The 25,167-nt window shown below is 60.7% G+C and carries 22 protein-coding genes, 1 tRNA gene and 1 rRNA gene; 3 read left to right on the forward strand and 21 right to left on the reverse strand.

The annotated features are described in order from the left end of the window. The 10 genes from BLR80_RS12125 to smc form a co-directional block, all read right to left on the reverse strand. Positions 1-62 (reverse strand): 16S ribosomal RNA (locus BLR80_RS12125); the annotation flags it as partial. Positions 63-406: 344 nt separating this feature from the next. Then, positions 407-1,624 carry a tyrosine--tRNA ligase gene (gene tyrS, locus BLR80_RS12130; RefSeq protein ID WP_092080658.1) on the reverse strand — a complete coding sequence of 406 codons (1,218 nt, stop codon included), beginning with the start codon at positions 1,622-1,624 and terminating at the stop codon, positions 407-409. Continuing rightward, positions 1,624-2,409, reverse strand: coding sequence for a TIGR00282 family metallophosphoesterase (locus BLR80_RS12135; RefSeq protein ID WP_092080661.1), 786 nt, complete (start codon positions 2,407-2,409; stop codon positions 1,624-1,626). Before BLR80_RS12135 ends, tyrS begins: the two co-directional genes overlap by 1 nt. Before the next feature lie 27 nt (positions 2,410-2,436). Beyond that, positions 2,437-3,996 carry a ribonuclease Y gene (gene rny, locus BLR80_RS12140; RefSeq protein ID WP_092080664.1) on the reverse strand — a complete coding sequence of 520 codons (1,560 nt, stop codon included), beginning with the start codon at positions 3,994-3,996 and terminating at the stop codon, positions 2,437-2,439. Positions 3,997-4,117: 121 nt separating this feature from the next. Then, positions 4,118-4,729 (reverse strand): 5-formyltetrahydrofolate cyclo-ligase, encoded by a 612-nt coding sequence (locus BLR80_RS12145; RefSeq protein WP_092080667.1) that lies wholly within the window; start codon positions 4,727-4,729, stop codon positions 4,118-4,120. Positions 4,730-5,046: 317 nt separating this feature from the next. Further along, the gene (locus BLR80_RS12150) at positions 5,047-5,325 is read right to left on the reverse strand and encodes a cell division protein ZapA (protein ID WP_092080670.1); all 279 of its coding nucleotides are present in this window, start codon (positions 5,323-5,325) and stop codon (positions 5,047-5,049) included. Continuing rightward, a complete protein-coding gene (locus BLR80_RS12155; protein WP_092080672.1) occupies positions 5,322-5,519 on the reverse strand; it encodes a cell division protein ZapB in 198 nt (65 codons plus the stop codon). The genes BLR80_RS12150 and BLR80_RS12155 overlap by 4 nt, the downstream gene beginning before the upstream one ends. Before the next feature lie 79 nt (positions 5,520-5,598). Continuing rightward, a complete protein-coding gene (gene ftsY, locus BLR80_RS12160; protein WP_092080675.1) occupies positions 5,599-6,903 on the reverse strand; it encodes a signal recognition particle-docking protein FtsY in 1,305 nt (434 codons plus the stop codon). 68 nt (positions 6,904-6,971) lie between these two features. Continuing rightward, positions 6,972-7,340 (reverse strand): roadblock/LC7 domain-containing protein, encoded by a 369-nt coding sequence (locus BLR80_RS12165; RefSeq protein WP_092080678.1) that lies wholly within the window; start codon positions 7,338-7,340, stop codon positions 6,972-6,974. A gap of 1 nt (position 7,341) precedes the next feature. Beyond that, positions 7,342-10,866, reverse strand: coding sequence for a chromosome segregation protein SMC (smc, locus tag BLR80_RS12170; RefSeq protein ID WP_171906451.1), 3,525 nt, complete (start codon positions 10,864-10,866; stop codon positions 7,342-7,344). A 159-nt stretch (positions 10,867-11,025) separates the two neighbouring features. Here smc and BLR80_RS12175 point away from each other — a divergent pair, with 159 nt between their 5' ends. Continuing rightward, positions 11,026-14,286 (forward strand): DUF3971 domain-containing protein, encoded by a 3,261-nt coding sequence (locus BLR80_RS12175; RefSeq protein WP_092080684.1) that lies wholly within the window; start codon positions 11,026-11,028, stop codon positions 14,284-14,286. 140 nt (positions 14,287-14,426) lie between these two features. Here BLR80_RS12175 and ubiE read toward each other — a convergent pair whose 3' ends face one another. From ubiE to fliD, 7 genes are all read right to left on the reverse strand, one after another. Continuing rightward, the gene (gene ubiE, locus BLR80_RS12180; RefSeq protein ID WP_092080687.1) at positions 14,427-15,140 is read right to left on the reverse strand and encodes a bifunctional demethylmenaquinone methyltransferase/2-methoxy-6-polyprenyl-1,4-benzoquinol methylase UbiE; all 714 of its coding nucleotides are present in this window, start codon (positions 15,138-15,140) and stop codon (positions 14,427-14,429) included. A gap of 131 nt (positions 15,141-15,271) precedes the next feature. Continuing rightward, positions 15,272-15,577: an EscU/YscU/HrcU family type III secretion system export apparatus switch protein gene (locus BLR80_RS12185; RefSeq protein WP_092080690.1), complete on the reverse strand. Its 306-nt coding sequence runs from the start codon at positions 15,575-15,577 to the stop codon at positions 15,272-15,274. After that, a complete protein-coding gene (gene fliK, locus BLR80_RS12190) occupies positions 15,577-17,193 on the reverse strand; it encodes a flagellar hook-length control protein FliK (protein ID WP_092080693.1) in 1,617 nt (538 codons plus the stop codon). The genes BLR80_RS12185 and fliK overlap by 1 nt, the downstream gene beginning before the upstream one ends. A 104-nt stretch (positions 17,194-17,297) precedes the next feature. Beyond that, the gene (locus BLR80_RS12195) at positions 17,298-17,966 is read right to left on the reverse strand and encodes a PilZ domain-containing protein (RefSeq protein WP_092080696.1); all 669 of its coding nucleotides are present in this window, start codon (positions 17,964-17,966) and stop codon (positions 17,298-17,300) included. 66 nt (positions 17,967-18,032) lie between these two features. Further along, complete coding sequence (locus BLR80_RS12200) at positions 18,033-18,446, reverse strand: hypothetical protein (RefSeq protein ID WP_092080699.1); 414 nt, start codon at positions 18,444-18,446, stop codon at positions 18,033-18,035. An 8-nt stretch (positions 18,447-18,454) separates the two neighbouring features. Beyond that, positions 18,455-18,901, reverse strand: coding sequence for a flagellar export chaperone FliS (fliS, locus tag BLR80_RS12205; RefSeq protein ID WP_092080702.1), 447 nt, complete (start codon positions 18,899-18,901; stop codon positions 18,455-18,457). Beyond that, positions 18,901-20,373, reverse strand: coding sequence for a flagellar filament capping protein FliD (fliD, locus tag BLR80_RS12210; RefSeq protein ID WP_092080705.1), 1,473 nt, complete (start codon positions 20,371-20,373; stop codon positions 18,901-18,903). The genes fliS and fliD overlap by 1 nt, the downstream gene beginning before the upstream one ends. 317 nt (positions 20,374-20,690) lie before the next feature. Between fliD and bamE the strand changes: the two genes are divergently transcribed. Continuing rightward, positions 20,691-21,008: an outer membrane protein assembly factor BamE domain-containing protein gene (gene bamE / locus BLR80_RS12215; RefSeq protein ID WP_092080708.1), complete on the forward strand. Its 318-nt coding sequence runs from the start codon at positions 20,691-20,693 to the stop codon at positions 21,006-21,008. 100 nt (positions 21,009-21,108) lie between these two features. Here the strand turns inward: bamE and BLR80_RS12220 are convergent, their stop codons facing one another. Both BLR80_RS12220 and BLR80_RS12225 read right to left on the reverse strand, forming a co-directional pair. After that, positions 21,109-21,840: a lytic transglycosylase domain-containing protein gene (locus BLR80_RS12220; protein WP_245691532.1), complete on the reverse strand. Its 732-nt coding sequence runs from the start codon at positions 21,838-21,840 to the stop codon at positions 21,109-21,111. A gap of 189 nt (positions 21,841-22,029) precedes the next feature. Then, positions 22,030-22,536: a hypothetical protein gene (locus tag BLR80_RS12225; protein ID WP_092080714.1), complete on the reverse strand. Its 507-nt coding sequence runs from the start codon at positions 22,534-22,536 to the stop codon at positions 22,030-22,032. Between the two features lie 119 nt (positions 22,537-22,655). Between BLR80_RS12225 and BLR80_RS12230 the strand changes: the two genes are divergently transcribed. Next, positions 22,656-22,732: transfer RNA gene (locus BLR80_RS12230), tRNA-Arg, on the forward strand. A gap of 282 nt (positions 22,733-23,014) precedes the next feature. On the opposite strand, the gene BLR80_RS12235 is transcribed toward BLR80_RS12230, so the two are convergent. Together BLR80_RS12235 and BLR80_RS12240 are read right to left on the reverse strand one after the other, a co-directional pair. Beyond that, entirely contained in the window at positions 23,015-23,266 is a 252-nt protein-coding gene (locus BLR80_RS12235; RefSeq protein ID WP_092080720.1) for a helix-turn-helix domain-containing protein, read from the reverse strand. A gap of 252 nt (positions 23,267-23,518) precedes the next feature. Beyond that, a protein-coding gene (locus BLR80_RS12240; RefSeq protein WP_092080717.1) for an IS3 family transposase occupies positions 23,519-25,077 on the reverse strand; the annotation gives its coding sequence in 2 pieces (ribosomal slippage) (positions 23,519-24,615 and positions 24,615-25,077; 1,560 coding nt in all). Positions 25,078-25,167: the final 90 nt, after the last annotated feature.

Raw genomic sequence — 25,167 nt, forward strand, 5'->3', positions numbered from 1 at the left:
ACTTGCATGTGTTAAGCACGCCGCCAGCGTTCGTTCTGAGCCAGGATCAAACTCTCCAGTTATATAACTGAATCGTATTGATTCTTTACTCTTGTTGTTCTTGATTGGTTCCCGCAAATTTATCTTTGCGTCTGCTATTTAGTTTTCAAAGATCGAGTCTTGTTCTCTACCGCTTTGCCTTCTTGCCTTTGTTGCGGCAGCGGGAATGAACTCTATCCATTCTCCCCCGCTGTGTCAAGCGTCTTGTTCCGCTTTTTTCTCCCCACCTTCCAGCCAGGCTTGCCGCCGGTGGCGCCTCTTCTGACTACTCATCACTCCTTTGCTACGGAGCCTTTTCGTCGTCGAAAGGAAGCGTTTTATACCCGAGGAGTCTGCTTACTGTCAACCACTAAACGACAATGGTTCGTCAGCAGAGTTCGAAGCGCACAAAGCGGCGCTTGCCAGCCTGCAGCACTCCACTTGTGCCTGGGACCAATTCAAGTTCAGGATTGTCGATCTTGTCACCATCAAGCTTCACGGCGCCCTGCTGTAACAGCCGCCGGCCTTCACCGTTGGATTTGATCAGCCCTGCTTCTAGCAGAATACGGCAGACCCAGACCGGTTCACAGGTTTCCAGTCGATACAGGGGCAGATCATCAGGTATCTCTTTCTGGCGGAACTGCTGAATGAACTGCTCTTCGGCCGCATCAGCCTGTTGCGCATCGTGAAAGCGGGCAACCAATTCTCGTGCTAGAGCCTTTTTACTTTCCATCGGATGGGCTCCGGCAGGATCGCCCGCGACCCCCTGACGGATACGCTGCAGTTCTGCAAGATCAACATCAGAGAGCAATTCGTAGTAACGCAGCATCAGCGTGTCGGAAATACTCATCACCTTGCCATAGATTTCCTTAGCCGATTCAGTGATACCGATATAGTTGCCGAGGGACTTGCTCATTTTGTTGACACCGTCGAGGCCTTCGAGCAACGGCATGGTAACCACAGCCTGAGGATTCTGCCCCCGCTGCTTCTGCAGCTCACGTCCCATCAGCAGATTGAACTTCTGATCGGTACCACCCAATTCGACGTCGGCCTGCAAGGCGACAGAATCGTAACCCTGGACCAGCGGATACAAAAATTCATGAATAGCAATCGGCTGCTGACCTGCGAAGCGTTTGTGAAAATCATCCCGTTCAAGCATCCGCGCCACAGTTGTGCTGGCCGCCAGAGCGATCAGATCGGCTGCCGACATTTGGCCCATCCAGCTGCTGTTAAACACCACCTCGGTTTTGGCCGGGTCAAGAATCTTGAACACCTGCTCCTGATAGGTTTTGGCGTTCGCCAGCACCTGTTCACGCGTCAGCGGCTTGCGGGTTTCATTTTTGCCGGTTGGATCGCCGATCATGCCCGTGAAATCACCGATCAGAAACAGCACCTGATGGCCGAGATCCTGAAACTGCTTAAGCTTCTGAATCAGCACCGTATGTCCCAGATGCAGATCGGGCGCGGTCGGATCAAAACCGGCCTTGATCCGTAGAGGCCTGCCCTCCGAGAGAGCCGTGCGCAACTTCTCTTCCAACTCGCTTTCGACCAGCACCTCCACGGCGCCCCGGCGGATTACCGCCATCTGTTCAGCAACAGATTTCATCATGCTTCTTCCCGACAAAAAATGCGTTCAATGCCGCGGGCCAGGCCGCGATCCTCGTCCAGATCAAACAGGGTGGCACACAGCACCGGCTGCCTTTTTGCCACCTCAAAACGGGCCGGCAGCTGGGTCACAAACCGCTCGACAGCAATGTCCTTGGCGATACCAATAACCGAGTCACGGCTACCTGTCATACCGGCGTCTGTCTGATAGGCAGTGCCGGCAGGCAAAATCTGCTCATCAGCCGTCGGCACATGAGTATGTGTGCCAATCAGCGCCGCCACCCGGCCATCAAGATAATGCGCCAGCGCCATTTTTTCACTGGTGGCCTCAGCGTGAAAATCAACCAAGATCAGATCCGCTCGCCCGGCCATCTGCTCCAGACAGGCATCGGCACAGCGAAAGGGGCAGTCGAGGTTGCTCATAAAGACCCGCCCCTCCAGATTCAGCACACCCACCCGAATGCCGGCCGCCGTTTCGTACAGACCGAAGCCGTGACCTGGCGCACCGGGCGGGTAGTTGGCCGGCCGCAGCACGTCATTGCAACGATCAAGCTGCGGCAAAAATTCCTTTTTGTCCCAGATATGATTGCCCGAGGTAATCACCTGCACACCCAGCTGACGAAATTCGCGGACCACCTCCAGAGTCAGGCCAAAACCGCCGGCAGCATTTTCGCCATTGACCACAACAAAATCGATGGCATGTCGATCCACCAGTCGATCAAGCTGACGGGCCAGGATCTGCCGGCCGGCGCGACCGACCACGTCACCAACAAACAACAGCTTCATGCCCGTCTCCCGATCGCAGGACTGCCCTTAGCGGGCATAATCCACCGCCCGCGTCTCACGAATAACATTGACCTTGATCTGACCCGGATAGGTCATTTGCTCCTCGATTTTATTGGCAATCTCTCGCGCCAACACATGCGCGTGAGCGTCAGAAACCGCTTCGCTCGAAACCATCACCCGAATCTCGCGACCCGCCTGAATCGCATAGCAACCCTCAACCCCCTCAAACGAGGTGCCGATTTTTTCCAGTTCCTCCAGACGCTTGACGTAGGTTTCCAGCATCTCGCGGCGGGCACCGGGACGGGCGCCGGAGAGGGCGTCAGCCGCCTGCACCAGCACGGCCAGAATCGTGGTCGGCTTCTCTTCTTCGTGATGGGCGGCAATGGCATGCACAATCTCGGGAGCCTCACCGTACTTGCGGGCCAGATCGGCTCCGATCAGGGCATGAGAGCCCTCGACCTCATGATCAACGGCTTTGCCCAGATCATGCAACAGGCCGGCTCGTTTGGCCTGCTTGACATTGATGCCCAACTCGGCAGCCATAATGCCGCACAAAAACGCGACCTCCAGCGAATGTTTGAGAATATTCTGGCCATAAGAGGTGCGGTATTTAAGCCGGCCGATCAACTTGATAATCTCCGGATGGATTCCGTGAACGCCGACATCAAAGGTGGCCTGCTCGCCCGACTCGCGAATGGACTGATTAACGTCCTCCTCGGCCTTGCGCACAATCTCCTCGATACGGGCGGGATGGATACGACCATCCGTTACCAGTCGCTCGAGCGCCAGACGTGCCACTTCACGCCGCACCGGGTTAAAGCCGGAAATAATGACCGCTTCCGGTGTATCATCAATAATGAGATCAATACCGGTCGCGGCTTCAATGGCGCGGATATTGCGCCCCTCGCGTCCGATAATGCGGCCCTTCATTTCATCAGACGGCAGCGGCACCACACTGACTGTTTTTTCTGCCACATAATCGCCGGCATAGCGCTGAATCGCCAGCGACAAAATCTCTTTGGCTTTCTTGTCGGCGTTCTCGCGAGCCTCATCCTCGATCTGCTTGATACGCTTGGCGGCATCATGCCGTGCCTGGCTTTCCAGCCCAGCCATCAGCCGTCTCAATGCCTCTTCAGCACTTAAACCACTGATCTCCTCCAGAGCGGCCTGACGCTTCTGCACCAAATCCTGCGCCTGCTGCTGAAGCTGCTGCGTCTGAACCTGCAGCTGGCTCAACTCCCGATCACGTTCCTGCACCTCCTTCTCGCGCTCTTGCAGCGCCAGATCTTTACGATCAAGATTCTCCTCGCGCTGAATCAGCCGCTTTTCCTGTGCCTGCAATTCGCGCCGCAGTTCACGCGCCTCCTGCTCCCACTCCGCCTGGGCCTGCAGCACCCGATCCTTGGCCTGGAGTTGGGCTTCGCGAGTCAGGCTCTCAGCCTGCTTACGCGCCGCATCGACCAGCTGCTTGGCCATATCCTCGGCACTGCCCAACCGCGCCGCGTCCATCCGTTGCCGCACCACCACACCGGCCGCACCGCCGGCGCCCAGCGCCAGGAGCACCAGAAAAAAGGTTCCTGCGTCCATACCGTTTTAATCCTCCGGCGGCGCGCTACCGCGCGACCGCATTCATGTATCGTTTCTGTATCGCTTACCCAACCGAAATCCAAGCCAGCCCATAGCAATAACTAGAAGTGGCTGGCGACCTTCAAATGTCCGTCACCGGTTGCAGGTCAGCACCCTCCCCCACAGCGGGTGGAGCGTGAAAAAACAATACCTCATTCTCCGTCACCAGCGCCTGCAAGGGCACATCATGCGGCTCGCACGGCAACTGGGGCAACAACTGAAAGGAAAATCCCAGGCCAATCCGCATCGCGTCGGGCCGACACTGGCAAAGAAAACGGTCATAAAATCCCTTGCCATAGCCCAGTCGCCCTCCCCAACGATCGAAGGCCACGCCAGGAACCACCACCACATCGAACTGCTCAGGCAGCAACAACTCACCCGCCATCGGCTCCGGCACCCCGAAACAGCCAGGGCACAGCATTGCCGGATTATCGCACCGCAAAAAATGCAGCTGATCACCCTGAACCCGCGGCAACCCCACCCGCAGACCAGCCTCACGGGCCTGTTGCAGCAACCAGCGAGTATCCAGTTCAGCTCGGATCGGACAGTACAGAGCCAGTGTCTGCGCCTGCCGAAACAGGGCCAAATCTGCCAGACGCTGCTGTGCCTGCCGGCTCAGACAGGCATGGCGAGAAGCCGGCAGCCCGGCCCGTCGCTCCAGACAACTCCGGCGGATCTGTGTCTTGGTTTCCACTTCCGCCCCCGTGGTACAGCGGCGCCCAGAGCTGAGTGCCACAGATCACATTCGTAGCAGGCAGACGGCAACAGCATGGAACGCGAAACAAGGATGCAAAAAACAAAATGCAGAGCAAGGGGGATAGCGCACCGGGGAGAGGTTCTCGATTCCAGCCTGCCCGAAGGCACGCCAGAACCTGCGCTGAGGGACAAGGCAGTCGTACGGAAAACCCGGTGGGCATTCCTCTGCCATGCTGTCGTGATTACCGCACCCCGATCAGGATGATCGAAGTCGAAGGGCCGTGATCGGCATCCGCGACCTTTATCGAAAAAAGGTCAGGCCAATGCCGCAGATAGTTTCCGTTCCAGAAGATCCAGACGCTGCTGCAGATCCTCAGCCATCTGGTTTTGCTGCTGCAGGTCGAGGTACTGACCGGCCACATTCATGAAGGCCAGCACCGTCGCCTGCAAACTGTCCACTGTCGCGCCGGCCTGGAGCACCTCGGCCACCCGCTGGTCGACAAACTGCGCCACCCGCCGGATGTCGTCATCACAGCGACTGCTGCGAATACTGTACCGCTGACCGCGAATCTCCACTTCGACGCGATGTTTCAAGAGGTCTCCTGATCCAGAAAATCAAACTTTCCCAGAAGACGATCCAGCTCCTGCACCATGAAGTCACGCTCCTGCTCCAGGCTGGTCTTCTCATCGCGCAGCTGCTGGCCAATCTGCTCCAGCTGCCGGTTGCGCTCCAGCAAACGCTCTATTTTTTCTTCCAAACGGACTAAAATATCCAGATTCATAGCCATTTCTTCGATCATCCTCACAAGGTTAGGAAAAGCGCCATCAAAAGTCAAGCAGCTTGACAGTTTCCGGCGCAGGGGACATTCAGGATTGCTCACTGGTCGAACGCGCCGGTGGGGCAAACAGGGCATCGACAAACATTTCGGCATCGAAAGGACGCAGGTCATCGATGCCTTCACCAATGCCGATGTAACGCACCGGCAGACCGAGTTCCGCCGCAATCGCCACGGCAACACCACCCTTGGCAGTACCATCAAGCTTGGTCAGCACAATGCCACCGACCCCCACTGCCTGCTGAAAAAGACGCGCCTGCACCAGGGCGTTCTGGCCGGTACTGGCATCAAGCACCAGCAACGTCTCATGCGGCGCGCCGGCAATTTCGCGCCCCAGCACACGATGGATTTTTTTCATTTCTTCCATCAGATTGACCTTGGTATGCAGTCGGCCAGCCGTATCGACAATCAACAAATCAACCTTTCGTGCCACTGCGGCCTTGGCGGCATCAAAGGCCACCGCCGCCGGATCAGCTCCCTCGCTGTGCCGAATCACCGGCACCTCGCACCGCTCGCCCCAGATCGCCAGCTGCTCGGCGGCCGCGGCGCGAAAGGTATCGCCCGCCCCCAGCAGAACGCTACGGCCCTGTTTTTTGAACTGCTGGGCCAACTTGCCAATGGTGGTGGTCTTGCCAACACCGTTGACACCGACAACCAACAGCACAAAAGGCTGGCTGGCTGACAGCTCCAGAGGCGCAACCTCGGCGCGCAACAGCGCCAGAATCTCCTCGCGCAACACCGCCCGGACTGCCTCGGCCGTCAACTCGGCACTGCGAGCCCGCTGCTGCAGAGCCGTCATCAGAGCGGTGGTAGTCTTGACCCCGAAATCGGCCGTGATCAGGATTTCCTCCAACTCCTCCAGCACAGCGGCATCGATCCGCTCGGCCCGGCCCAGCACCGCATCCAGCCGACCCCACAGGGCATCGTGGGTCTTGGCCAGACCACGGCGCATCCGTTCAAATAGTGACAGCGGCGCTTCGGCCATGCGGGTCACGGCTTCTGTCGCTTCACCGGCCACCGGTTTTGTGGCTACGGCGGCCGCATCCTGCGCCGCGATCGACGGCTGCTGTGGCGCCGGCCGGCCTGTCACGGGGCGACGGCGACGCATCACTCGCCAAACCAGCAACACCACCAGCAGGGTCACCAGTAGATAGGCACAGGCGTAAAGCACTATCAGGCTCTGTTCCGCCGGCACCCCAAGCTGTTCCAGCCACAACCGCAACTGCTCGCGCTGCAGCCACAGACGTTCAGCCAGTTGCTGCCACCACAAAGCCAACAGCTGCACCAGATGACCAATCAGCGCGTACAGCTGCTCCATGCGTTCAGACCATTCCATGTCTTCCATCCTCACGAAAAAACGGTACAGCCCTGGGCTCAGGCCGCACCCTCTTATTTTCCGGCAAATCAGCCAAACAGAATCTCCTGGCGCAGAGCCAGGCCGCACTGCCGCAATAAACGGCACTGATGAGCGCAAACACCCTGGGGTCGCCAGCAAGCGGCGAGATAATACTCCGAAGTCAGCGACAGCACAAACCAAACCGCCGCTTCGGTATGTACCAACAACTGCTGCGGCGCACCAGCCGCCAGCTGCACTGCCGGGGCCTGGCTATAGCGCAGCAGAATTCCCAGATGGGCCGCCAATATGCGGGCGGCCTCCGGCGACCCCTGTGCCACCCAGTCCGCCACTGTTTCCCCTTCAGTGTCAGCCACCAGGGCACAGAGCAACCCCGGCGGCGCCTGCCGCAAACAGGAAAAAATCCGTGCGAAGGCCATCTTAAGCCTGTCCCCGCATCTCTGGTGCCAGGCTGCTCAGACGCACCGAAACCAGCCGCGAGACACCCGGCTCCTCCATGGTGACGCCAAACAGCTGATCGGCAATCTCCATGGTCCGCGGATTATGAGTGATCAGAATCACCTGCGACTGTCGGGCGATTTCACGCACCATGTCGTTGAAACGACCGATATTGGCCTCGTCCAGCGGCGCGTCAACCTCATCGAGCACACAAAACGGTGATGGCTTTACCTGAAAGATAGCGAAGATCAGCGCCACGGCGGTCAGCGCCTTCTCGCCACCGGAGAGCAACATCACATTTTGAAGCTTCTTGCCGGGCGGCTGAGCGATAATATCGACACCCGTTTCAAGCAAATCCGTTTCATCGGTCAGCTGCAGGGCAGCGCGACCACCGGCAAACAGCCGGGGGAAGATCTCCTGAAAACAGGCGTTGATCTGATCGAAAGCCTCGCGGAAGCGCCGGCGCGACGTGCGGTTGATCTGCTGGATAGCCGCCTGCAGATCATTAATCGAGGTCTCCAGATCCTGCCGCTGCTCCGCAAGAAAGCTGTAACGTTGATTCAATGCGGCATATTCGTCAATGGCCAGCAGATTCACCTCGCCAAAGCCTTCGAGACTTTCGCGCAATCGCCGCAGTCGGCGATCGGCATCCAGCGGCAACGGTTCCAGCGCAGCAGCAGCCAGCTGCGCCAGGTTTTCCGGCTGACGTTCCTCCATGCGTTGCCGCAAGGCTTGCTGCTCCTGCCGCAGCCGCTCAACGCCACCCTGCTGACGCACCAGTTCTTGCTGCAGTTGCTGCTGGGCGCTGCGCAGCTGCCGCAAAGCCGTTTCCGCCGCGTCTCCTTCGGCGCGACGATCACCTGCCTGCTGCTGTTGACGAACAAGACGCTCCTCATCGCGCTGCAGCTGCGTCAGCAACACCTCCAACCGCTGTTGCAGGCGAACCTGCTCGGTCTGTTGCTGCGCCTGTTGCTGTTCAAGCGTAGCCAACCGCTGCTGCCACTGCCGCTGGCGCTGTTGTTGCTCGGCCAGAATCCGCTGTTCCCGCTGGCGTTCCTGCTGCAGCGCCTTTTCCTGTTCGCCCGCCCGGGCGGCCTGTTCCTGTAAACCGGCCAGCTGCTGCTGGGCCTGCTGCAGTTGCTGGCGTTGCTGCTGCCATTGCTGCTCCTGGGCATCGATCTGTTGCTGCAACTCACGACAGTGCGCTTCCAGCTGCACCAGCACCGCTTGTTCCTGCTGTTCCTGTTCTTGCAGCCGATCCCGCTGCTGCCGCGCTTGGTGCAACTGCTGCCGCTGACGTTCCAGCCGCTGGCCCAGCTGCTGCTCATTGCGCTGGGCCAGCTCCAGTTCCTTCTCCTGCCCACGCAACTGCAACTGCAGCTGCTGCAGCTGCTGCTGCCAGTGTTGCAGCTGTTGTTCCGCCGTATCCCTCAACCGCTGCTGGCTCTCGACCTGCGCCGTCTCCCGTTCCAGTTGCTGGCGCAGCTGGTCGACCTGCTGCGCCAACTCCGTCAGCCGGCGGCGGTTGCGCAACAGCTGGCCAGTCGACTGCGGGCCAGCCAGCACCAGCCGGCCGCGCCAGCACAGGCTATCACCCCGCTTCGTTACCAGCGTCAGCCCCGCTGCCAGTGGCTGATCAAGAAAAGGCCACAGACTTTCAACCAGCCAGACGCCATTTAACCAGGCCGCCGCGACGGCAGAATCACCGACCAGGCAATCGCTCAGCGGCACACCGGCCGGCGCCCTGGCTAGCGTCAGGGCCGGCCTGGGCAACTGCAGCCTGCCGCCCGGCAGATCATGCTGCTCCAAGAGAGTCGCCAACCCCGCGACACTGTCGAACGCCACAGCCTGCAGCTGCTGTTCCAGCGCCACCGCCACAGCTTCTTCCAGCTCCGCCGGCACCTGCAGGCCATCGGCCAGCAGAGCAACGCCCAGCTGGCACAACTGCGAATCGGCGAGCAGGGCACGGGTATCGGCGCCAACATCCTCGCCACCCGTCACCAGTTCATGGAGCGACTGATGGCGCGACTGAACCAGATTCAGCTCGGCGGCCACCTGTTGTTGCACCTGTCGAGCCCGCTGCACCTGCTGGCGCTGCTGATCGCGCTGGCACAGTGCCTGCTGCTGCTGTTGCTCGCTGAGCTGACGAGCCTGCCGCAACTGTTCTACCTCGGCCTGCAACGCCGCCAATGTCTGACGTTGCTGCGTGCCCTGCTGTTGCAAAGCGTCGAGCGCCACCTGCTGGCGTTGTACCGTCTCAGCCGCCGTCGTTTGCTGCTGCTCCAGCCGCGCCCAGGCCGTCCGGCGTTGCAGCAGCTCCTGATTGGCCTGTTGCCACTGCTGACGCGCCGTCTGCAGCGCCACGCCCTGCTGGCGGTCAAGCTCCAAATCGGTCTGCAAGGCCTGTTGGTGTTGCTGCCAATCCTCTTGGGCACACCGTGCCTGTCGACCCAAATCGTCGAGCTGCCGCGTCAACTCCTGCAGCCGACGCTCGGCCAGCTGCTGCCGCTGGCTGGCCTGCTGCAACTCACCACTTCCTTCCTGCCGCTGCCGCTGCAGGTTCTGCTGTTGCTGCTGCAACAGGCGCATGTCGTTGTCACACTGCTGGGCATCACTGCGATGCTGCAGCACCTGCTGCTGCAGCTGTTGCAGCTGTTGTTCGGCCTCGGCACGCTGCAACAGAATTTTCTCCAGCTGCAGCTGCAGCTGATCAATACGGGCCTGATGACTGGTCAGCTGCAGCTGCAGCTCCTGCTCCGCCCGGCAACCGTCCTGCACGGCCGCTTCCAGTCGGCGCCATTCGTGGCAGGCCTGCAGCAATTCCAGCGCGCGCAGCTCGCGCCGCACCCGGCGGTACTGCTCAGCCCGTTCGGCCTGCAGTTGCAGGCTGCCGAGCTGCCGCTCAAGCTCACCGATCAGGTCACCCAGCCGCACCAGATTCTGCCGGGTGGCCTCGATCTTGCGCAGCGCCGCCTTCTTGCGCGCCTTGTATTTGGTGATACCGGCCGCCTCCTCGATCAGGCTGCGACGCTGTTCCGGCAGAGCGTGCAGAATGCTGCCGATCTTGCCCTGCTCGATAATCGAATAGGCCCGCGCACCGATGCCGGTATCCATGAACAGCTCGGTCACGTCCATCAGCCGGCAGGACGCCCGATTGATCAGATATTCACTCTCGCCGTTGCGATAAAGCCGCCGGGTCACCATGATTTCATTGAAATCCTTGACCAGCGGGTGCTGAATCTCGGCGCTGTGACTGAACACCAGCGACACCTCGGCCAGACCGTGAGGCCGCCGGCTGTCACTACCACCAAACAGCACATCCTCCATGACCTGGCCACGCAAATTCTTGGCGTTCTGCTCGCCCATCACCCAGCGTAGAGCATCCACCAGATTACTCTTGCCACAGCCATTCGGCCCAAGAACAGCGCTGATGCCCGCATCGAAAACCAGCACGGTTTTGTCGACAAAGGATTTGAAGCCGACGATTTCGATGCGTCGTATTTTCATTCGCCTGCCATTTCTGCTATACAACAGAATATCAACACGCCCAAGTCCCCGCCACCAGGGCCGGCGCATGGTAGCAACCCCCTGATTGAATTGCAAATCCCATTGCCCGGCCCGTTGCGCCGGCAGCGCCGGCACAGGCGCGGCAAGGCTGCTTCCGCAATGACCAGCTCTCAACCCAGTCGCCATCCCGTCCCCCCCCGCCCGGTGCGACGCCGCTTCCGGTCACTGCTAATGACCGCTCTGGCCATTGTGCTGTGCGGCGCTGCCGGCCTGGTCGCTCTGTGGCACAGCCAGAGCGGCAGACTACAGCAGCTACTGCTGGACGAGTTGCAGCAACGCAGTGGCGTACAGCTGCGTTTTGCCAGTGCCCAGCTGGCCTTGCGCGGCGGCCCCGGTCTTGAACTGCGGCAAATCGAACTGGCCCTGCCGGCACTGGGCCTGAGATTGCAGTCGCCCCGGCTGCAGCTGCACCTGGATGGCCGCTCGCTGCTACGCGGCGAGATCCACGCCGGCCGCCTGCATCTGCACCAGCCGGACATTTACTGGCAACCGCCCGCCGCTGGTGTTACCACCCCGGTCAAGGCCGCCGAGCCAGTGGCTGCTGCGCCAGCGCCCGCTCCGACTGCCCATCTTTCTGACCAGCTTTGGCAGGAATACCAGCAACGACTGGCTCAGCTATGGCACCACCGCACCCCGTGGCAGCACCTGCAAATTGACCAGGGCCAACTGCGACTGGCCGGCAGCCCCTGGGTACTGCAGTTCGATCGGCTCAATCTGGCCTCTGTCCAGACAACGGGGTGGCTGCAACTCCAGGCAAAGGGACACATCGGCCGGACGGGTCAGAACAGCAGCGCCGGCCGCTGGCAACTCAACGGTCAGCTGCACGCCAACGCCGACCGCGACCCGCTGCGCCTGCATGTGCAGCTGGACGGATTCGACAGCGGCCAGCTGCCTGCCATGGCACTGGCCGGACAGCCCCTGCAGCCCCAAGGAGCGGTACATCTCGATCTTGACCTGCACAGCCCCGACCCAACAGCGCTGGCACTTCAATTGCGGGTGCAGCCAGACCGGCCACAGAACATTCCGACCCTGCAATGGGGCGAACGGGCGCCCCTTCCCCTGCAACGGGTGCAGATCAATGGGCTGTGGCAGGCGGGGCAGCACCGGCTGCAGCTGCGCCAGATTGAGCTCCATGCGGGCCCCCTGCAGCTCCAGGCCAGTGGCAGCTGGCAGCCGGACAGCCAGCAACTGCAGCTGCAACTGCACAGCCAACCGCTGAGACTCGCCAGCCTGCAGCCCTGGCTGGCGCCAGCAACCACAAGTCCGTGGCCGGCCTGGCTCGACGGTGCTCAACTGCACTGCCGTCAGCTGGAGTTGGCTGGTTGCCTGCGTCAATCCTTGACAACCCTGCTGCAACGCAGCCGGTGGTCGCTGCAATTGCCGGCGTTCGCCGCCGTTACCGCTGCCAACACGGCGCTTGAGCTGCACATCGAACAGCAGGGACCGCACTGGCAGCTGCACAGCAACCCACTGCGTTACCGCACCACCGAGCTTGACCTGCAAGGCCCCCTACAGTTACAGCTACACCCCGCTGACACAGCACGCCAGTGGCAACTGCAGCTCGACCTGACGGCCGCCCAACTTGACCTGGCCCGGATCGTGCGCAAAGCGCCCGGCGCGACGGCCAGCGCCAGCGCCAGCCTGCGCCTGCCGGCCGATGACCTTTGCTCCCACCTGGATGCGCTGCTGGCGAACCGCGCCGCCGCCCCCTCTGGCGACACCAGCACCGCCGACTGGCAATTACAGGACGGCCGGCTGCAACTTGATGACTTGGATCTGCGCTTCAATGGCCATTACCGCCAGAAACACCATTGGCAGCTGCAGCTGCAGCTGCCCAGCTTCGCTCTGGAACGGCTGGCCCGCCGCTTCGACCTGCTGGAGCTGATGGAACTGCGCGGGCCGGTCGCCCTGGACTACCGTCTGCGCCGGAATGCCAGCGGTCTGCACGGCCAGGGCCAGCTGCGCCTCAATGGCTGCGCCATCGCTCCCGCACGCATTCTGGCACCCCTGCACCAGATTCATGGCACCATTCATCTCAACGACTGGCAGGCCCACTGCGATCCCCTTGATCTGCTGCTGGGTGAAGGGTCACCGTTACGGCTCCGTGCCCGCATCGCCGATCTACGCGCCCCTATCGCCGACATCCGCACGGTTTTAACGCAGATGCCCGCCAGTGACCTGATCTTCAACTCCCGCCAGGCCCAGTTGCACGATCTTATCGGCCATCTGCGCATCCATGCCCGTGGCATCGATTTCGTCGACGCCCGAGTCCGCCTGGCCCAGGGCACACAGGCACGGGTACAGGGCACCCTGCTGTTCGCCGGCCCCGACATGGATCTCAACATTGATGCCGATTATGGCAATATCGACGAGGTCATCGCCCTGTGGCACGACAGGCCCGTCGACCCGCCGGAATCCGCCCCCCAGGCATCACTGGCCGGGCCAGGCAACAGCATCCCTCCTCCCGTCCCGGAAATCCTGCCAGAAGACGAAACCCTGCGGCTGCACTGTCACATCGCTCGCGGCATCTTCCGAGGCTTCAGCTTCAGCGATGCCAACGCCCTGCTGCACATTCAGCCGGGCCAGCTGCGTCTGGAGCCACTGCAATTTCATGCCGATGGCGGTCACGGCGATGCCCGCCTGATCGTGCGCCTGAGCGAGCCCCACGCCCACCTGTTCGTCGATGGCCGCGTTCAGCGCCTGCGCGCCGGCACCATTTACCAGCAACTGTTCGACGAACAGGGACTGGTCAGCGGCAAACTTACCAGTGCCTTTCGCCTGCAGGGCCCCCTGACCGGCCAGTTTCGTCAACAGGCCCTTGGCGAAGTCAGCCTGCAGATCAAGGACGGCGTCCTGCGCCGTTTCCGTACCCTGTCACGTGCCTTCTCCCTTCTCAATGTCGCCCAGCTGTTCCGCTTCCAGTTGCCCGACATGGCCCGCGAAGGCATGCCGTTCAAACAGCTTGGCGCCACCATCCAGCTGGGCGAAGGCCGATTGCACAGCGAAAACCTGCTGATCGAAAGCGATGCCATGAACCTGGCCGTCGCCGGCGATTATCAACTGGCACAGCAGGAACTTGATCTGTTACTGGCGATCAGCCCACTGGGAACCGTCGATAGCCTGCTGTCGCGCGTGCCCGTGGCCGGCTGGTTGCTGACCGGCAGCGAGAACAAACTGGTTACCGTTCATTTCTCTGTCAGTGGCCCGGTGCGCGAGCCCGAAGTTGAAATGCTGCCCCTCGACTCGGTGTCCACCAAACTCATCGACATCCTGCGCCGCACAATCGATCTCCCCACCACCCTCATTCATGAACCGCGCCGGCTGCTGTTCAACCGGCCCGACAACACCACCAAGCCCTGAAGGATAAAAAGCCGGACGGTTACCCGTCACCAACACAAAAAAAGGGAACCGCCCTCAAGCGATTCCCCCAAGATTCCAGCTTCCACCGGCAGCCTGCCCTCTATCGGCAGCGCTTCCAGCCGGCTGAGACCTTGCGCGCCTCAGACCGGTCGTTCGCCGACGTAAACCGTCGCAATGCCAAAGGTCAGATCTCGGTGGTAAAGACCACTGAAGCCCGCCTCGGCCATCATCTGCTTAAAGACCTGCTGAGATGGAAAAGCCGCCACCGAATCCGGCAGATAGCGATAGGCGGACCGCTGTGACAGCAGTCCACCCACAAAGGGCAGCACGCGGTTGAAATAAAAGCGATAAAGGGCCCCAAAAAACCGATTGGCCGGCATGGAAAACTCCAGTATTACCGCCCGCCCGCCCGGCTTGAGCACACGACAGATCTCACGCAAACCCTGAGCGCGATCTACCACATTACGGATACCAAAAGCGATGGTCACACCATCGAACAACCCATCCGGATGCGGAATGGCCTCGCACGAAGCATTGACCAATCCAATCCGCTGGGCGTAAGGCGAGGCAGCCAGCTTGGGGCGACCCGCCAGCAGCATGCCCTGGGTAAAATCCTCAGCGATGATCCGCACCGAATCCGGCGTGCGGCTGGCGATCTCCAGCGCCACGTCACCGGTGCCGGCCGCCATGTCCAGAACCAGGCCGCCGGGCGGCACCCGCAGCTGTCCCACCGCCACCCGCCGCCAGCGCCGATCGATTCCAAGGGATAATAAACGGTTGAGCAGATCGTAACGCGGGGCAATGGCGTCAAACATGGCGCGGATACCGCGCCCCTTGTCCGTCAGTACAGCCATGAAGGGGCTCCTGTTCAGAAATCAAATCGACTGAGGTCGCAAGATTGAGGTGTGCATACAAAACATCGGAACGATGATCGGGATACTGGCGTCAAGTGTCCGGCTAAAAAGCAACAGATCCGCGAAGGCGATCAGCGCGCTGACGTGCCGTTAAGACGATAAACATAGGCCAGCACCTCAGCCACCGCCTGGTAGAGTTCCACGGGTATCTCCGCCCCCAGAGGAATCTTGGCCAGCAGCTCAGTCAGATCAGGATCGCTGGTGATGGGCAAACCCGCTTCAATCGCCAAGGCAATGATGCGTTCGGCCACCTGGCCCTGACCGCTGGCCACCACCACCGGCGCATCGGCCTGATCGCGGTCGTAGCGGATGGCGACCGCCCGCTTGAGCGGCGCAACTCCGCTCCCTTGGGAATCTTCACGCACCGGGGGCATCATCACACCCGCCGGTCCACAAAGGAATGGTGTTGCGGCGCCAAGCGCTGCACCAGCAGCGCCTCAGGCGACTGCGCGCCCAGCGCCACCTGCAACGAACGCAGGCCGAGAGGCTGCAGCGCCCGTTCCAGACCGGCTTGGCTGGCGCGCATCACAGCCGCGCTGTCCTCGCTGGCGCAGCACAATCGCACAAACAGCTGTTGTCCCTCAAGCAGCAGGTGCACGTTCAGATCACCCAGCTGACTTAAACGCAGATTCAGTTGCACACTGTAACTTCGACGCTGCGATCGGTCAGCATCCGCCGCATGCTCCTCCACCAAAACGTAGCCCTGCTGCAAACCATCAAAGGGCAACGGCAAAAAGATCAAGCCATCCTGCGCCAGCCGAGCCCGGCACAGCTGCAGCAATTCCAGCTGCTGCAACAGCTGCTGAACCCCCTCCTTTTGCGGCCCCGCCTCCAGCTGATCCTGCAACCCCAGCAGCAACCCCTTCAGGCTGGCGCGCGCCTCTTCAACCGCGCCATGAAACAGGCGCCCTTCCAGGTCAAGACCCAGCATCCGCACCAATTGCTGCAACTGTTCGGCCGGCGGCGGCAGCAACTCCGCCGCTGCGGGACCAAGACTGGCGCCGCGACCGGTCAGCAACACCGCCAGCTGTTGCAGCAGACCTCGGGCGGCTTCCAGCTCCGCCGAACCAGGCGCATGCTCCGGCAAAACCGTCGGCAGGACCGCTTCCAGTTGCGGCAACAGTTGTAACAGCTCGGCACGCGCCGTCTCCGGCAGTTGCTGCAAGCGTGCCACGGCCTCGTCAGCCGCCAGCAGCGCTGGCTTGGGCGCGGCCAGGGCAGCCCCCTGGAACGACGCCCCACCACTGGCCAACGGTTCCAGAACCTGCAAAAGCGTGTTTAACACCTGAACCGCCGGCTCTAACCCAACCAATGTCCCGCCCGGCGCCACTGGCACCGGGGGCAATGCCGCCAGCGCCTGACGCAGCAAGGCTGGCGCGGTCTGGCCCACCACGGGAGACACCTTTTGCTCCGCCCCCAACAGCATCGCGACCTGGGGCTGAAGCGGGCTCGACGACGCGACATTTTGCGTCCCGGGAATCTGCGGTGAGACCCCGCCTTCCCGGCCTGGCATGGCCTGGGCTGTCGCTGTCTCGACAGACGCCGGGCGCCCCTGCAGCAGGGCGGCGAACAGCTGCAACGGCTGCTGCAGAGCCGGCGGCAGGGCACTGTTGCCCGCCGGCTGCGCGGTCGGAAGCAGCAGTTGTGCCAGTTGCTCACCCATCGGCACCTGGCGATTGAACAGAGGCAACAACCGCAGCAGATGAGCATCGAGTCCCTGCGGCAACACCTGCAGCTGCAACTGCGGCTGGGTCGCCAGCACCTGCAGGCGCAAAGGTGTTCCCAGCGGCAGCGGAATCTCACTGCGCGCCTGAGCCCAGAGCTTCTGATGCCCCAGATCAAGCAGCACACGGCCCCCCTCCTGCTCGACAATGGTCGCCGGAATGAACTGGTAGGGTTGCAACTGTTGCTGTAGGGCATCGGCCGCCTGCGCCGTCGGCGCGACAGGCTGCAGCGTGATGCTGGGCGGCGGTACGGGGGTGATGACATCCATGGCGACGCCCCAAGGCAATTCCGAAACGAATCAGGGACCGAAAAGCAGGGAAGGATTGAAGAACGAAAGCGCGGCGAGACACCACGCAGGCGCCACCACCAAGGTCAGAAACCGGCCACCTGCACCTTGGTGCGCAACTGCCGGCGCTGTTCAGCCAAACAGAAGGAAATCAGCCGGTCACGGTTTTCCGCTTCGATCTGCAGATACTTGAAAGCCGCCTCGAAGCCACCGCGCAGCTTGGTATCCAGCCGCACCAGCTGAGCAGTGCACCAAAACGGCTCCTGCTCCGGCAGGTAGAAGCCCAACTCAAACAGCTCGCCCTCGGGCAGCTTGTTTTCACAGCCAACCAGCACGCCGCTGCCACTGAGATTGATCGAGGATGTCGGCACCCGCAAGGGCGGCGTGGCACTGCCCGGGGTCAGGCGGTTATACACCACCTTGATGGCGGCATTAACCCGAAAATATTCCCGCTGCTGACTGTAAGAAAAGGTTTCCAGCGCCAGCGCGCGCAGCACCCGCGGGCTGGTGATCTCGTCGATATGGGCATACATGGACACGGTACCCACCCGCGTGTCCAGCGACAGAAGCAGTTTCGCCCCGATGCGTACCCGGTTCAACGGCAACTCATCAGGGCGAAACTTCAGTTCCAGATAAGGCGCGGCAATAATACGGGCCACCGCCTCCAGGCGCTCCTTGCTGCCATCCTCCAGCAGCAGGAATACCCGCAGCAAAGCGGGCTTTTCGAGATATTTGAACAGGGCAAAATCCGCCACGGCGTCTCGACTCCAGGCTTTTTCAGGTCAAGCCAGTGCAAGCGTGACGGCCGGGGCCGGCAAGATTCAAGCAGTGATTCGTTCGCGGCGGGCGCTCGCCCCCGTCGATCGATAGCCGCTAATACCTGTTCGACCGTCGCGCAACTCTTTCAGTTCATGGGAAAGGAGCGCCATCATGCCATTGATTCTGGGCAAAAGCAAACGATTCAATTCCAGCACCCGCGCCATGGCCGCCTGACGCTGCCGCGCCAGCGGATGCTGTACCAGTGCCGCACCCTGCTGCAGCAGAACGGCAACAGGCTCCTCCTCGCGCTCCAGAATCCGCTGGGCCTGGCTCAGCTCGACCACCAGGGGCGGCAACGCTTCCTCCGGTCCGGCGAGTGCGGCCTCCAGCCGCTGCAACAGAGCCTCCATGGCGAGATAACGGGTCAGCGAGGCCTGCAGGGTCTTCTGCAACTCCTCCGTTAGCGGATCGGACATCGCGCCGCCTAACCTGCCGCCGAAATCGATCGGTACTGCGGTTCCTCCGTTTGAGGTGCCGCTACCGATGGACCGGCCTTCTCCTGCCGCGCCACGGCAATAGCCTCAACCCAGGTGGACCGCAGATCGAGCAACAGATGCTCCACCGTTTTCAGCCGATCAAGGTCGTTGTCACGCCGCGCCGTCGTCAGCTCGCGCATCATAAAATGATACAAACCATCGAGATTGGCAGCAATCTCACCACCCACCTCATGATCCAGGGTGTTGGCCAGCTCGGCAATGATAGCCATGGCGCGGCTGATGCCTTCAAGCTTGAGCGATGGCCGATTGCCCTCGATTCCCTGCATGGCCTGACGGGTGAAACGAATCGCCCCGTCATATAACATGATGAGAATCTGTTCGGGCGAAGCGGTCAAAATCTGGTTTTGCTGGTAGTGCTGCGTGTAGGCATTCATTAGTTATTCCCCGTCATCATGTTGGAGAGAAGGTCCATCTGCTGGGTCAGAAAGCTACTTTGGGAATTCATACTGCTGACCAGCAATTCCATCGCGTTGAAGCGCTCGCGAAGGGCCAGTTCTTTCTTGTCCATCAGGGCCTCGGTATTGAGAATCTGTTTGTCGAGCCGTGCCACGGCGGCATCGTAGCGGGTCTTTTTCTCGGCATAGAGCCCCGAACTGGTGCTGGTCAGCTGCAGCAGGGCGCTGTTGAATTTCTTCATCACCCCTTCGCCCGCATCATCACCGGCCAGCAGTTTGCCAACATCGGTAAAGTTGCTGCTGAGCTGTTTTTCCAGTTCAGTCGCATTCAGACTCAGGGAGCCATCGCGCTGGGTTGAAATGCCCAGTTGCGACAGACTGCTGAGCGCGCCGCTGCTGTCGACCACTGTCGACAGCAGCCCCTGCAACTGCCGCTTGACACTGTTGATGCTGGCATCACCACGCAGCAGACTGCTGAGGCTGTTGCTGTCCGCCGCGTCCTCGCCCTCTTCTGTCGTCGACGCTGTTGAAGCGGCGCCAAACTCCGGGTAGCCGGCGGAAATCCAGTCCATCACGCCGTTGTAGGCATCGACAAAATCCTGCACCTTGCTGCGCAGCGCCTCGGTATCCGCTGTCACCGTCAGATTGCTGGTCTGATACTGGGGCGGATCAGCCCATTCATGAGGTGGCACACCCTCCTCAGCCGTTCCGGCCGAGGTCTGCGTACTGGTGCCAGTCAGATCAATCGTCAGGCCGGCAATCACGCCGGTCAGGCGGTTACTGTTGCTGACAACGCGAATGCCATCGACGTAAGCCTCGGCCTGCTGTGCATGACGCACTGTTGTCAGTCCCAGCTCCACCGGCTCACCGCCGCTGGTCAAATCCACCACCGGTGTGAAAGCGGTTTCCGCATCCTTGCCCGTCAGCACCAGATGATAGCCATTGGTGGAACTGCCATCATTGATTATCGTGGCCTGTACACCAGAAGCGTCACTGGTGGCATTGATGGCCGCCGCCAGCCCCTGCAGACTGTTGTTGGTCTCGTCAATGGTAATGACCGTTTCACCCAGGGTCAAAGAGCCGCTTCCCAGCAACGCCAGACTATCGGAGGCAAATCCACCACTCACTGTCTTCTGCACCTGGGCCAGTTGCACCACGGCCAGATCGTAGCTTCCGGGCGCCGCCGCAGAACTGGTCGCGCTGAAAGGCGCACCGCTGGCCACCTGGGTCGCCGTGGTTCGCACCTGGCTGGTCAGGCTCAGCCCGCTCACGGCACTGCGCAGGCCATCAAGCTTTCCCTTAAACTGAGCGTAGGCGTTCAGCCGCTCCGTCTCGTAACTCTTCTGCTCTTCCAGCCGCTCCAGCGGTCGACGTTCAATCGCCATCAGGCCGGTAACAAGATCCTCCGTCGGCAACCCCGTTGCCAATCCGCCAAAGGAAATTTCCGCCATGACGCGCCTCCCATTATTCTGTTCATATTATGTCGGCCTTTCATGATAAGGCCGCTCAGCGCCTGCACCCACGACGCGGGCACCTGTGTATTTCTTTCGGCCATAGCCGCTTCAAAGTTTAGCGCAAAGCGTTCAGCCACGGCAAAAAAGACCTCTTTAACCTGCCCCTGACACAGCCAAACAGCCATTGCCAAGGACCGCGGGCCGGATTATTCTGCCGTCGTTGCCGCCTTGTGATATGGCGGGCGCCACCAGGCTGATCCGCGCCAACCAAGGCTTTCCAAATCCCTCGGAACGTTCACGTCAGGAGAAATCGCATGCGCCCCGTCTACACCCTGTTTATCGCCTTGAGTCTGTTTACCCTGACCGGTTGCATGAGCGCCGGCCGACCATTCAATGTCACCGCCGTGCCACAGATCAAGATCGGCCAGACCACCAAGGCCGACCTGCTTGGCTACCTCGGGGAGCCCTGGCGCACCGGCGTGGAAGACGGTCAGCAGACCTGGACCTATGGCGATTACCGCTACTCTCTGTTCGGCAATACCCAGACCCGCGATCTGGTTATCCGCTTCAATCCCGATGGTCGCGTGTCTTCCTACAGTTTCAACTCCACCTATCCGCAGGATCGCCCCTGACCCTTGCCACGAAGGCGCCATGCACCAATAAAAAACGGACCAAGTTGGTCCGTTTTTTATTGGTGCATGGCGCCTTCGCTCACAGGATGGAGCAAGCATATCAGACAAATTCTGCCTGATACTGTTTTACCCGCGCCAGATAGGTGCGGGTCTCTTGCGGCATCCGCGCCAGCCCCTTACGTTCCACATTGCCCATGCCCCAATTATAGGCCGCCAGCGCTCGGTCAAGATTGCCCTCGAAGCGGTCAAGCAGCTGACGCAAATAGCGCGCACCGCCCATCACGTTCTGCTCCGCCTCAAACGGATCGCTCACCCCCAGATCACGTGCTGTCCCCGGCATCAACTGCATCAGACCTTGCGCCCCGGCATGCGACTGCGCCCGCACATTGAAACCGCTTTCCGCCTGGATAACCGCCTTCACCAACGCCGGGTTCAAATCGTAACGCGCTGCTGCCCGTTCTGCCAACTCCAGCACCGCGCCCTTTTCCGCCCCTGTCACCGTACCCTGCTGCCGCTGTTGCTCCATCTGCCGCAGGGCCCCTGCCAGCGACGCCGACCGCTCCGACTGCGGCTCAACGGTCGCCGCACGGTAGTGCGCCAGACCCGCTTGCCACGCCAGCGAAGCACTCTCGCACACCTCCGGCGACCCCACCGCGAACACCTGCCGGCTGCTGGCCAGCATCAGCGGCGCCATATCTGCCAGCGCTGCCGACGCATCGCCTTGCACCGCCGACGCAAAAAGTGCCGCAAAATCGCCGGTCCCACGAATCTGACCGGCCATCACACGCTGCTGCGGTGCCTGCCCGCTCTGCGTCATTTCCGTCAGTCGCATGTCCATCTCCCTGCTGCCAAGCGGCCTAAGACACTCCAGCCACGCTGTTGCAACGCTTTCCGTTGCCCGGATTCCCTCTGCTCTTGAGTAATATATCGGCCAACCCTTCACCAAAGTTTACCCAACGACCGTTACTATCAGCCAATACGGCGATAAACCCTGCACACGGCACAGCAACCTCCCCGGCCGTCAGTGCAAAACGGGCGCAGGGCTAGTGGTGGTGCCTGGTTCCAGCGCAGCCCATTCCGGCCAGACACCCAAGGGCCAGCCCGCCAGCCGGTACTGGTTGTAGAGGATATTGAGCCACTGGCGCAGTTGGCTGTGCTGCAGATTGAGACTGACGGCCGGAACAGAACTGGCAGAGCCCTCCTTAAACAGCAACTGCAACGCGTCGGGCCGCTGGACCACGTCAACCACATGCACCAGAAAACGGGTTTTGGGTTGCCGCAGTTGCACCGGCGCCTGACCTGTGTGGCTCTGAGCAGCAGCCTGCTGGGCAAAGCTGTTGCGCACCTGCGTTTGCAGATCGTCAGCCCCTTGCCCTTCGAGCAGATGACACAGATGGGCCACCAATCGATTGAGCAGACGCAACGTCAACCACAGTTGCAGGGTTTCACCGTTGGCCAATTCACCGCAAAGCTGGACACGGTCTTCACAATCGTCGTAAACCGTCGTGATTTTTTGCAGTTGCAACATGGAACATTTCCTCCGCAGTCCTGGCGGCAGCGAAGCATCGGGCTGTAGCCGCTTCGGTCTGCCGCAATGACTTTACCATTGCCTTTTTCCGCCGGCTGGCGTATAACTGCCCTCCGCATGCGCGATTAGCTCAGCTGGATAGAGCGTTGGCCTCCGGAGCCAAAGGTCACAAGTTCGAATCTTGTATCGCGCGCCAAAGAAATCAAAGGGTTAGCTCGGAAACGAGCTAACCCTTTTTGTGTTGTGCCCATCTGGTGCCCAATGCATGCCCAGCATTTTTGGCACCGCCAAATCTTGACTGCTGGCTCCAGGGAAATGAACTTTATTCCTGAGCCAATAGTCATACCAAAATCACACCGCCCGACACAGACAATGCACCGTCCTTTTCAAATCGGCAGGTTAAGGAGATCAAAAAAGGTGCCAACCAAAAAAACTGGTATCTTTCACCTCCCCCGCCCTCCTGCCTTGACCATTGGTCTTATTTTGCCTGCTTCTGGGATATTCCTTCTTGGTCCGGCAAAATCTCTACCAAGTCACCAATCGAGCAATCGAAAAACAGGCAAATTTTTTCTAGGTTGCCGATCGTTGTGTTTGCTGCCTTTTGGTTGGCGATCCGGGAGAGAGTCGACAGATGAATTCCCGTTTTTTCAGAGATCTCCTTGAGGCTAACACGCTGGCCAAGTTTGAGTTCCAAATCAGCGATAAGGTGCTTGAGATGATATCGAATCACGGCGTTCCTCTCTAAAAACAATCGCAGCTATTCCTTTTGCAAGCATACAACCATCTTGATTTCGGTGAAAACTAAAAACTTTACTAGATGTTTTTTGCACTAAAATCAATTAAATAGCAGGAAAAATGCATTATTGCTAAATAGTTGACTGACGTGCAATTAACTTGGATATATGCTCTTCTCAGCCCACAACCAAAGGAGGCAACAATGGAAGCGGCGTTTTTCAAGATAGTTGTCGCGTCGACTGTGTTTTCAGGCCGCCTGTATCAGCGGCTGTCGCGCAGGCTCCCGCTCGGGATTGAGTGCCACAGCCCCGAGCGGTTCCCAGTTGCGTGTGGCACCTGACCAGCGTTCGGGTATCCGCTCTCGGGCTGCCTGGTGCAGCGCATGGCGGCGAGCCAGCACGAGGCAATCTTCACCGCGGTGACGCTCTGCCGGTGTCACGAAACCGATGCGACTGTGCCGGTGCTCTTGGTTGTACCAGCGGATGAAATCCCTGACCCAGCGGCGCGCGGCCTCCAGGTCGGCAAAGCCCCGCTTCGGCCACTGCGGGCAGTATTTCAGCGTGCGGAACAGCGATTCCGAGTACGGATTATCATCGCTCACCCGCGGGCGACTGTGCGACGGCATGATGCCCAGGTCAGACATCTTCTGTAGCATGGTCGCCGACTTCATCGGCGCCCCGTTATCCGAGTGCAGCACCGGCGGTCTGAGCAGGCACTGCTCACTGAGCACACTGCGCTGCAGCAGCTGGGCGCCGAGTTCGCCGCTTTCGCTTTCGTGGACCTCCCAGCCCACCGCCTTGCGGCTGTAAATGTCCTCGATCAGGTACAGATAGAAATACTGGCCGCGCACTGCGGCCGGCAGATAGGTGATGTCCCATGACCAGACCTGGTTGGCGGTGGTTGCCACGTGGCTGGTCGGCGCTTTCACGGTGCGCGGCGGCTGACTGCGACCGCGGCGCTGTTGCTGACCAGCGGCATGCAGGACGCGGTAGAACGTCGACTCCGAGGCCAGATAGCGCCCGGCATCCGCCAATCGCGGCACGATCTGGCTGGGTGGCAGGTGCGCATATTCCGGGCTGTTGCAAACCGCCAGGATGGCGTCGCGCTCGACCGGGCTCAGCGCATTGCGTGGCACCGGGCGCTCGGTGGTGGTGCGGGCATCGGCACGTATGATGGCCACTTCTCTCCAGCGTTGCAGGGTGCGCAGTGATACGCCCAGCTCCTTGCAGGCCACCGTCTTGCGGGCGCCGGCGGTGACGGCTTCGTTCAGCCAGTCAACGAATTGCTGCCGTTCTGGCAGCGAGGTCAGTTGTCCTCGCCGTCGTTGCCCCAGTAGGCATTGAGCTTTTTTCGCAACACCAGGATGGCCGCAGCCTCGGCCAGTGCCTTGTCTTTGCGGCGCAGTTCACGTTCCAGTTCACGGATGCGCTTCTTGTCCGCCCTGGCCTGCTCCCGCTCGGCCTGTCGCTGAGCCTGAGCTGATTGCTGACCGCTGATGCAGGCCTGACGCCAGGTCTGCACCTGCTCGGGGTAGAGCCCCTTGCGCCGGCAGTATTCGCTCAGCTCGACGGCCGAGAGCGCAGCGGTTTCCAGCACGACGGCAAATTTAGCTTCGGCCGACCAGTCATCGGGCAGTTTCTTGTCTCTGGGCACGGGAGCTCCTTTAGCCTGGGCCTGTTTACGCAAAGCATACAGGCTTGTCTCGGAGATCCCTTCCTGGCGAGCAAGCTCAGGCACAGACAGGTTCACCGGAGGTAGCAGCTGCTTCAGCAGGGTGGCTTTTCGTTCAGCAGAGTAACGCGGCATTGCATAGCTCGTTCCGCCCCCGGGGTTCAGTGTGAGTGAATCCAATCAGGCGACAACTATCCTGACACCGGGGGAGGGGTGCGACTGCAT

The organism is Desulfuromonas thiophila, from assembly GCF_900101955.1.
In the GTDB taxonomy this organism is placed as follows: domain Bacteria; phylum Desulfobacterota; class Desulfuromonadia; order Desulfuromonadales; family Desulfuromonadaceae; genus Pseudodesulfuromonas; species Pseudodesulfuromonas thiophila.

Bases quoted from the DNA above. Each gene is read 5' to 3' on its own strand.
- smc (WP_171906451.1), bottom strand. From the start codon at position 10,866: ATGAAAATACGACGCATCGAAATCGTCGGCTTCAAATCCTTTGTCGAC.
- BLR80_RS12165 (WP_092080678.1), bottom strand. From the start codon at position 7,340: ATGGCCTTCGCACGGATTTTTTCCTGTTTGCGGCAGGCGCCGCCGGGG.
- ubiE (WP_092080687.1), bottom strand. From the start codon at position 15,140: ATGGCTGTACTGACGGACAAGGGGCGCGGTATCCGCGCCATGTTTGAC.
- fliS (WP_092080702.1), bottom strand. From the start codon at position 18,901: ATGAATGCCTACACGCAGCACTACCAGCAAAACCAGATTTTGACCGCT.
- ftsY (WP_092080675.1), bottom strand. From the start codon at position 6,903: ATGGAATGGTCTGAACGCATGGAGCAGCTGTACGCGCTGATTGGTCAT.
- rny (WP_092080664.1), bottom strand. From the start codon at position 3,996: ATGGACGCAGGAACCTTTTTTCTGGTGCTCCTGGCGCTGGGCGCCGGC.
- tyrS (WP_092080658.1), bottom strand. From the start codon at position 1,624: ATGAAATCTGTTGCTGAACAGATGGCGGTAATCCGCCGGGGCGCCGTG.
- BLR80_RS12135 (WP_092080661.1), bottom strand. From the start codon at position 2,409: ATGAAGCTGTTGTTTGTTGGTGACGTGGTCGGTCGCGCCGGCCGGCAG.
- fliD (WP_092080705.1), bottom strand. From the start codon at position 20,373: ATGGCGGAAATTTCCTTTGGCGGATTGGCAACGGGGTTGCCGACGGAG.
- BLR80_RS12220 (WP_245691532.1), bottom strand. From the start codon at position 21,840: ATGCGACTGACGGAAATGACGCAGAGCGGGCAGGCACCGCAGCAGCGT.
- BLR80_RS12225 (WP_092080714.1), bottom strand. From the start codon at position 22,536: ATGTTGCAACTGCAAAAAATCACGACGGTTTACGACGATTGTGAAGAC.
- BLR80_RS12185 (WP_092080690.1), bottom strand. From the start codon at position 15,577: ATGATGCCCCCGGTGCGTGAAGATTCCCAAGGGAGCGGAGTTGCGCCG.
- bamE (WP_092080708.1), top strand. From the start codon at position 20,691: ATGCGCCCCGTCTACACCCTGTTTATCGCCTTGAGTCTGTTTACCCTG.
- BLR80_RS12200 (WP_092080699.1), bottom strand. From the start codon at position 18,446: ATGTCCGATCCGCTAACGGAGGAGTTGCAGAAGACCCTGCAGGCCTCG.
- fliK (WP_092080693.1), bottom strand. From the start codon at position 17,193: ATGGATGTCATCACCCCCGTACCGCCGCCCAGCATCACGCTGCAGCCT.
- BLR80_RS12155 (WP_092080672.1), bottom strand. From the start codon at position 5,519: ATGGCTATGAATCTGGATATTTTAGTCCGTTTGGAAGAAAAAATAGAG.
- BLR80_RS12175 (WP_092080684.1), top strand. From the start codon at position 11,026: ATGACCAGCTCTCAACCCAGTCGCCATCCCGTCCCCCCCCGCCCGGTG.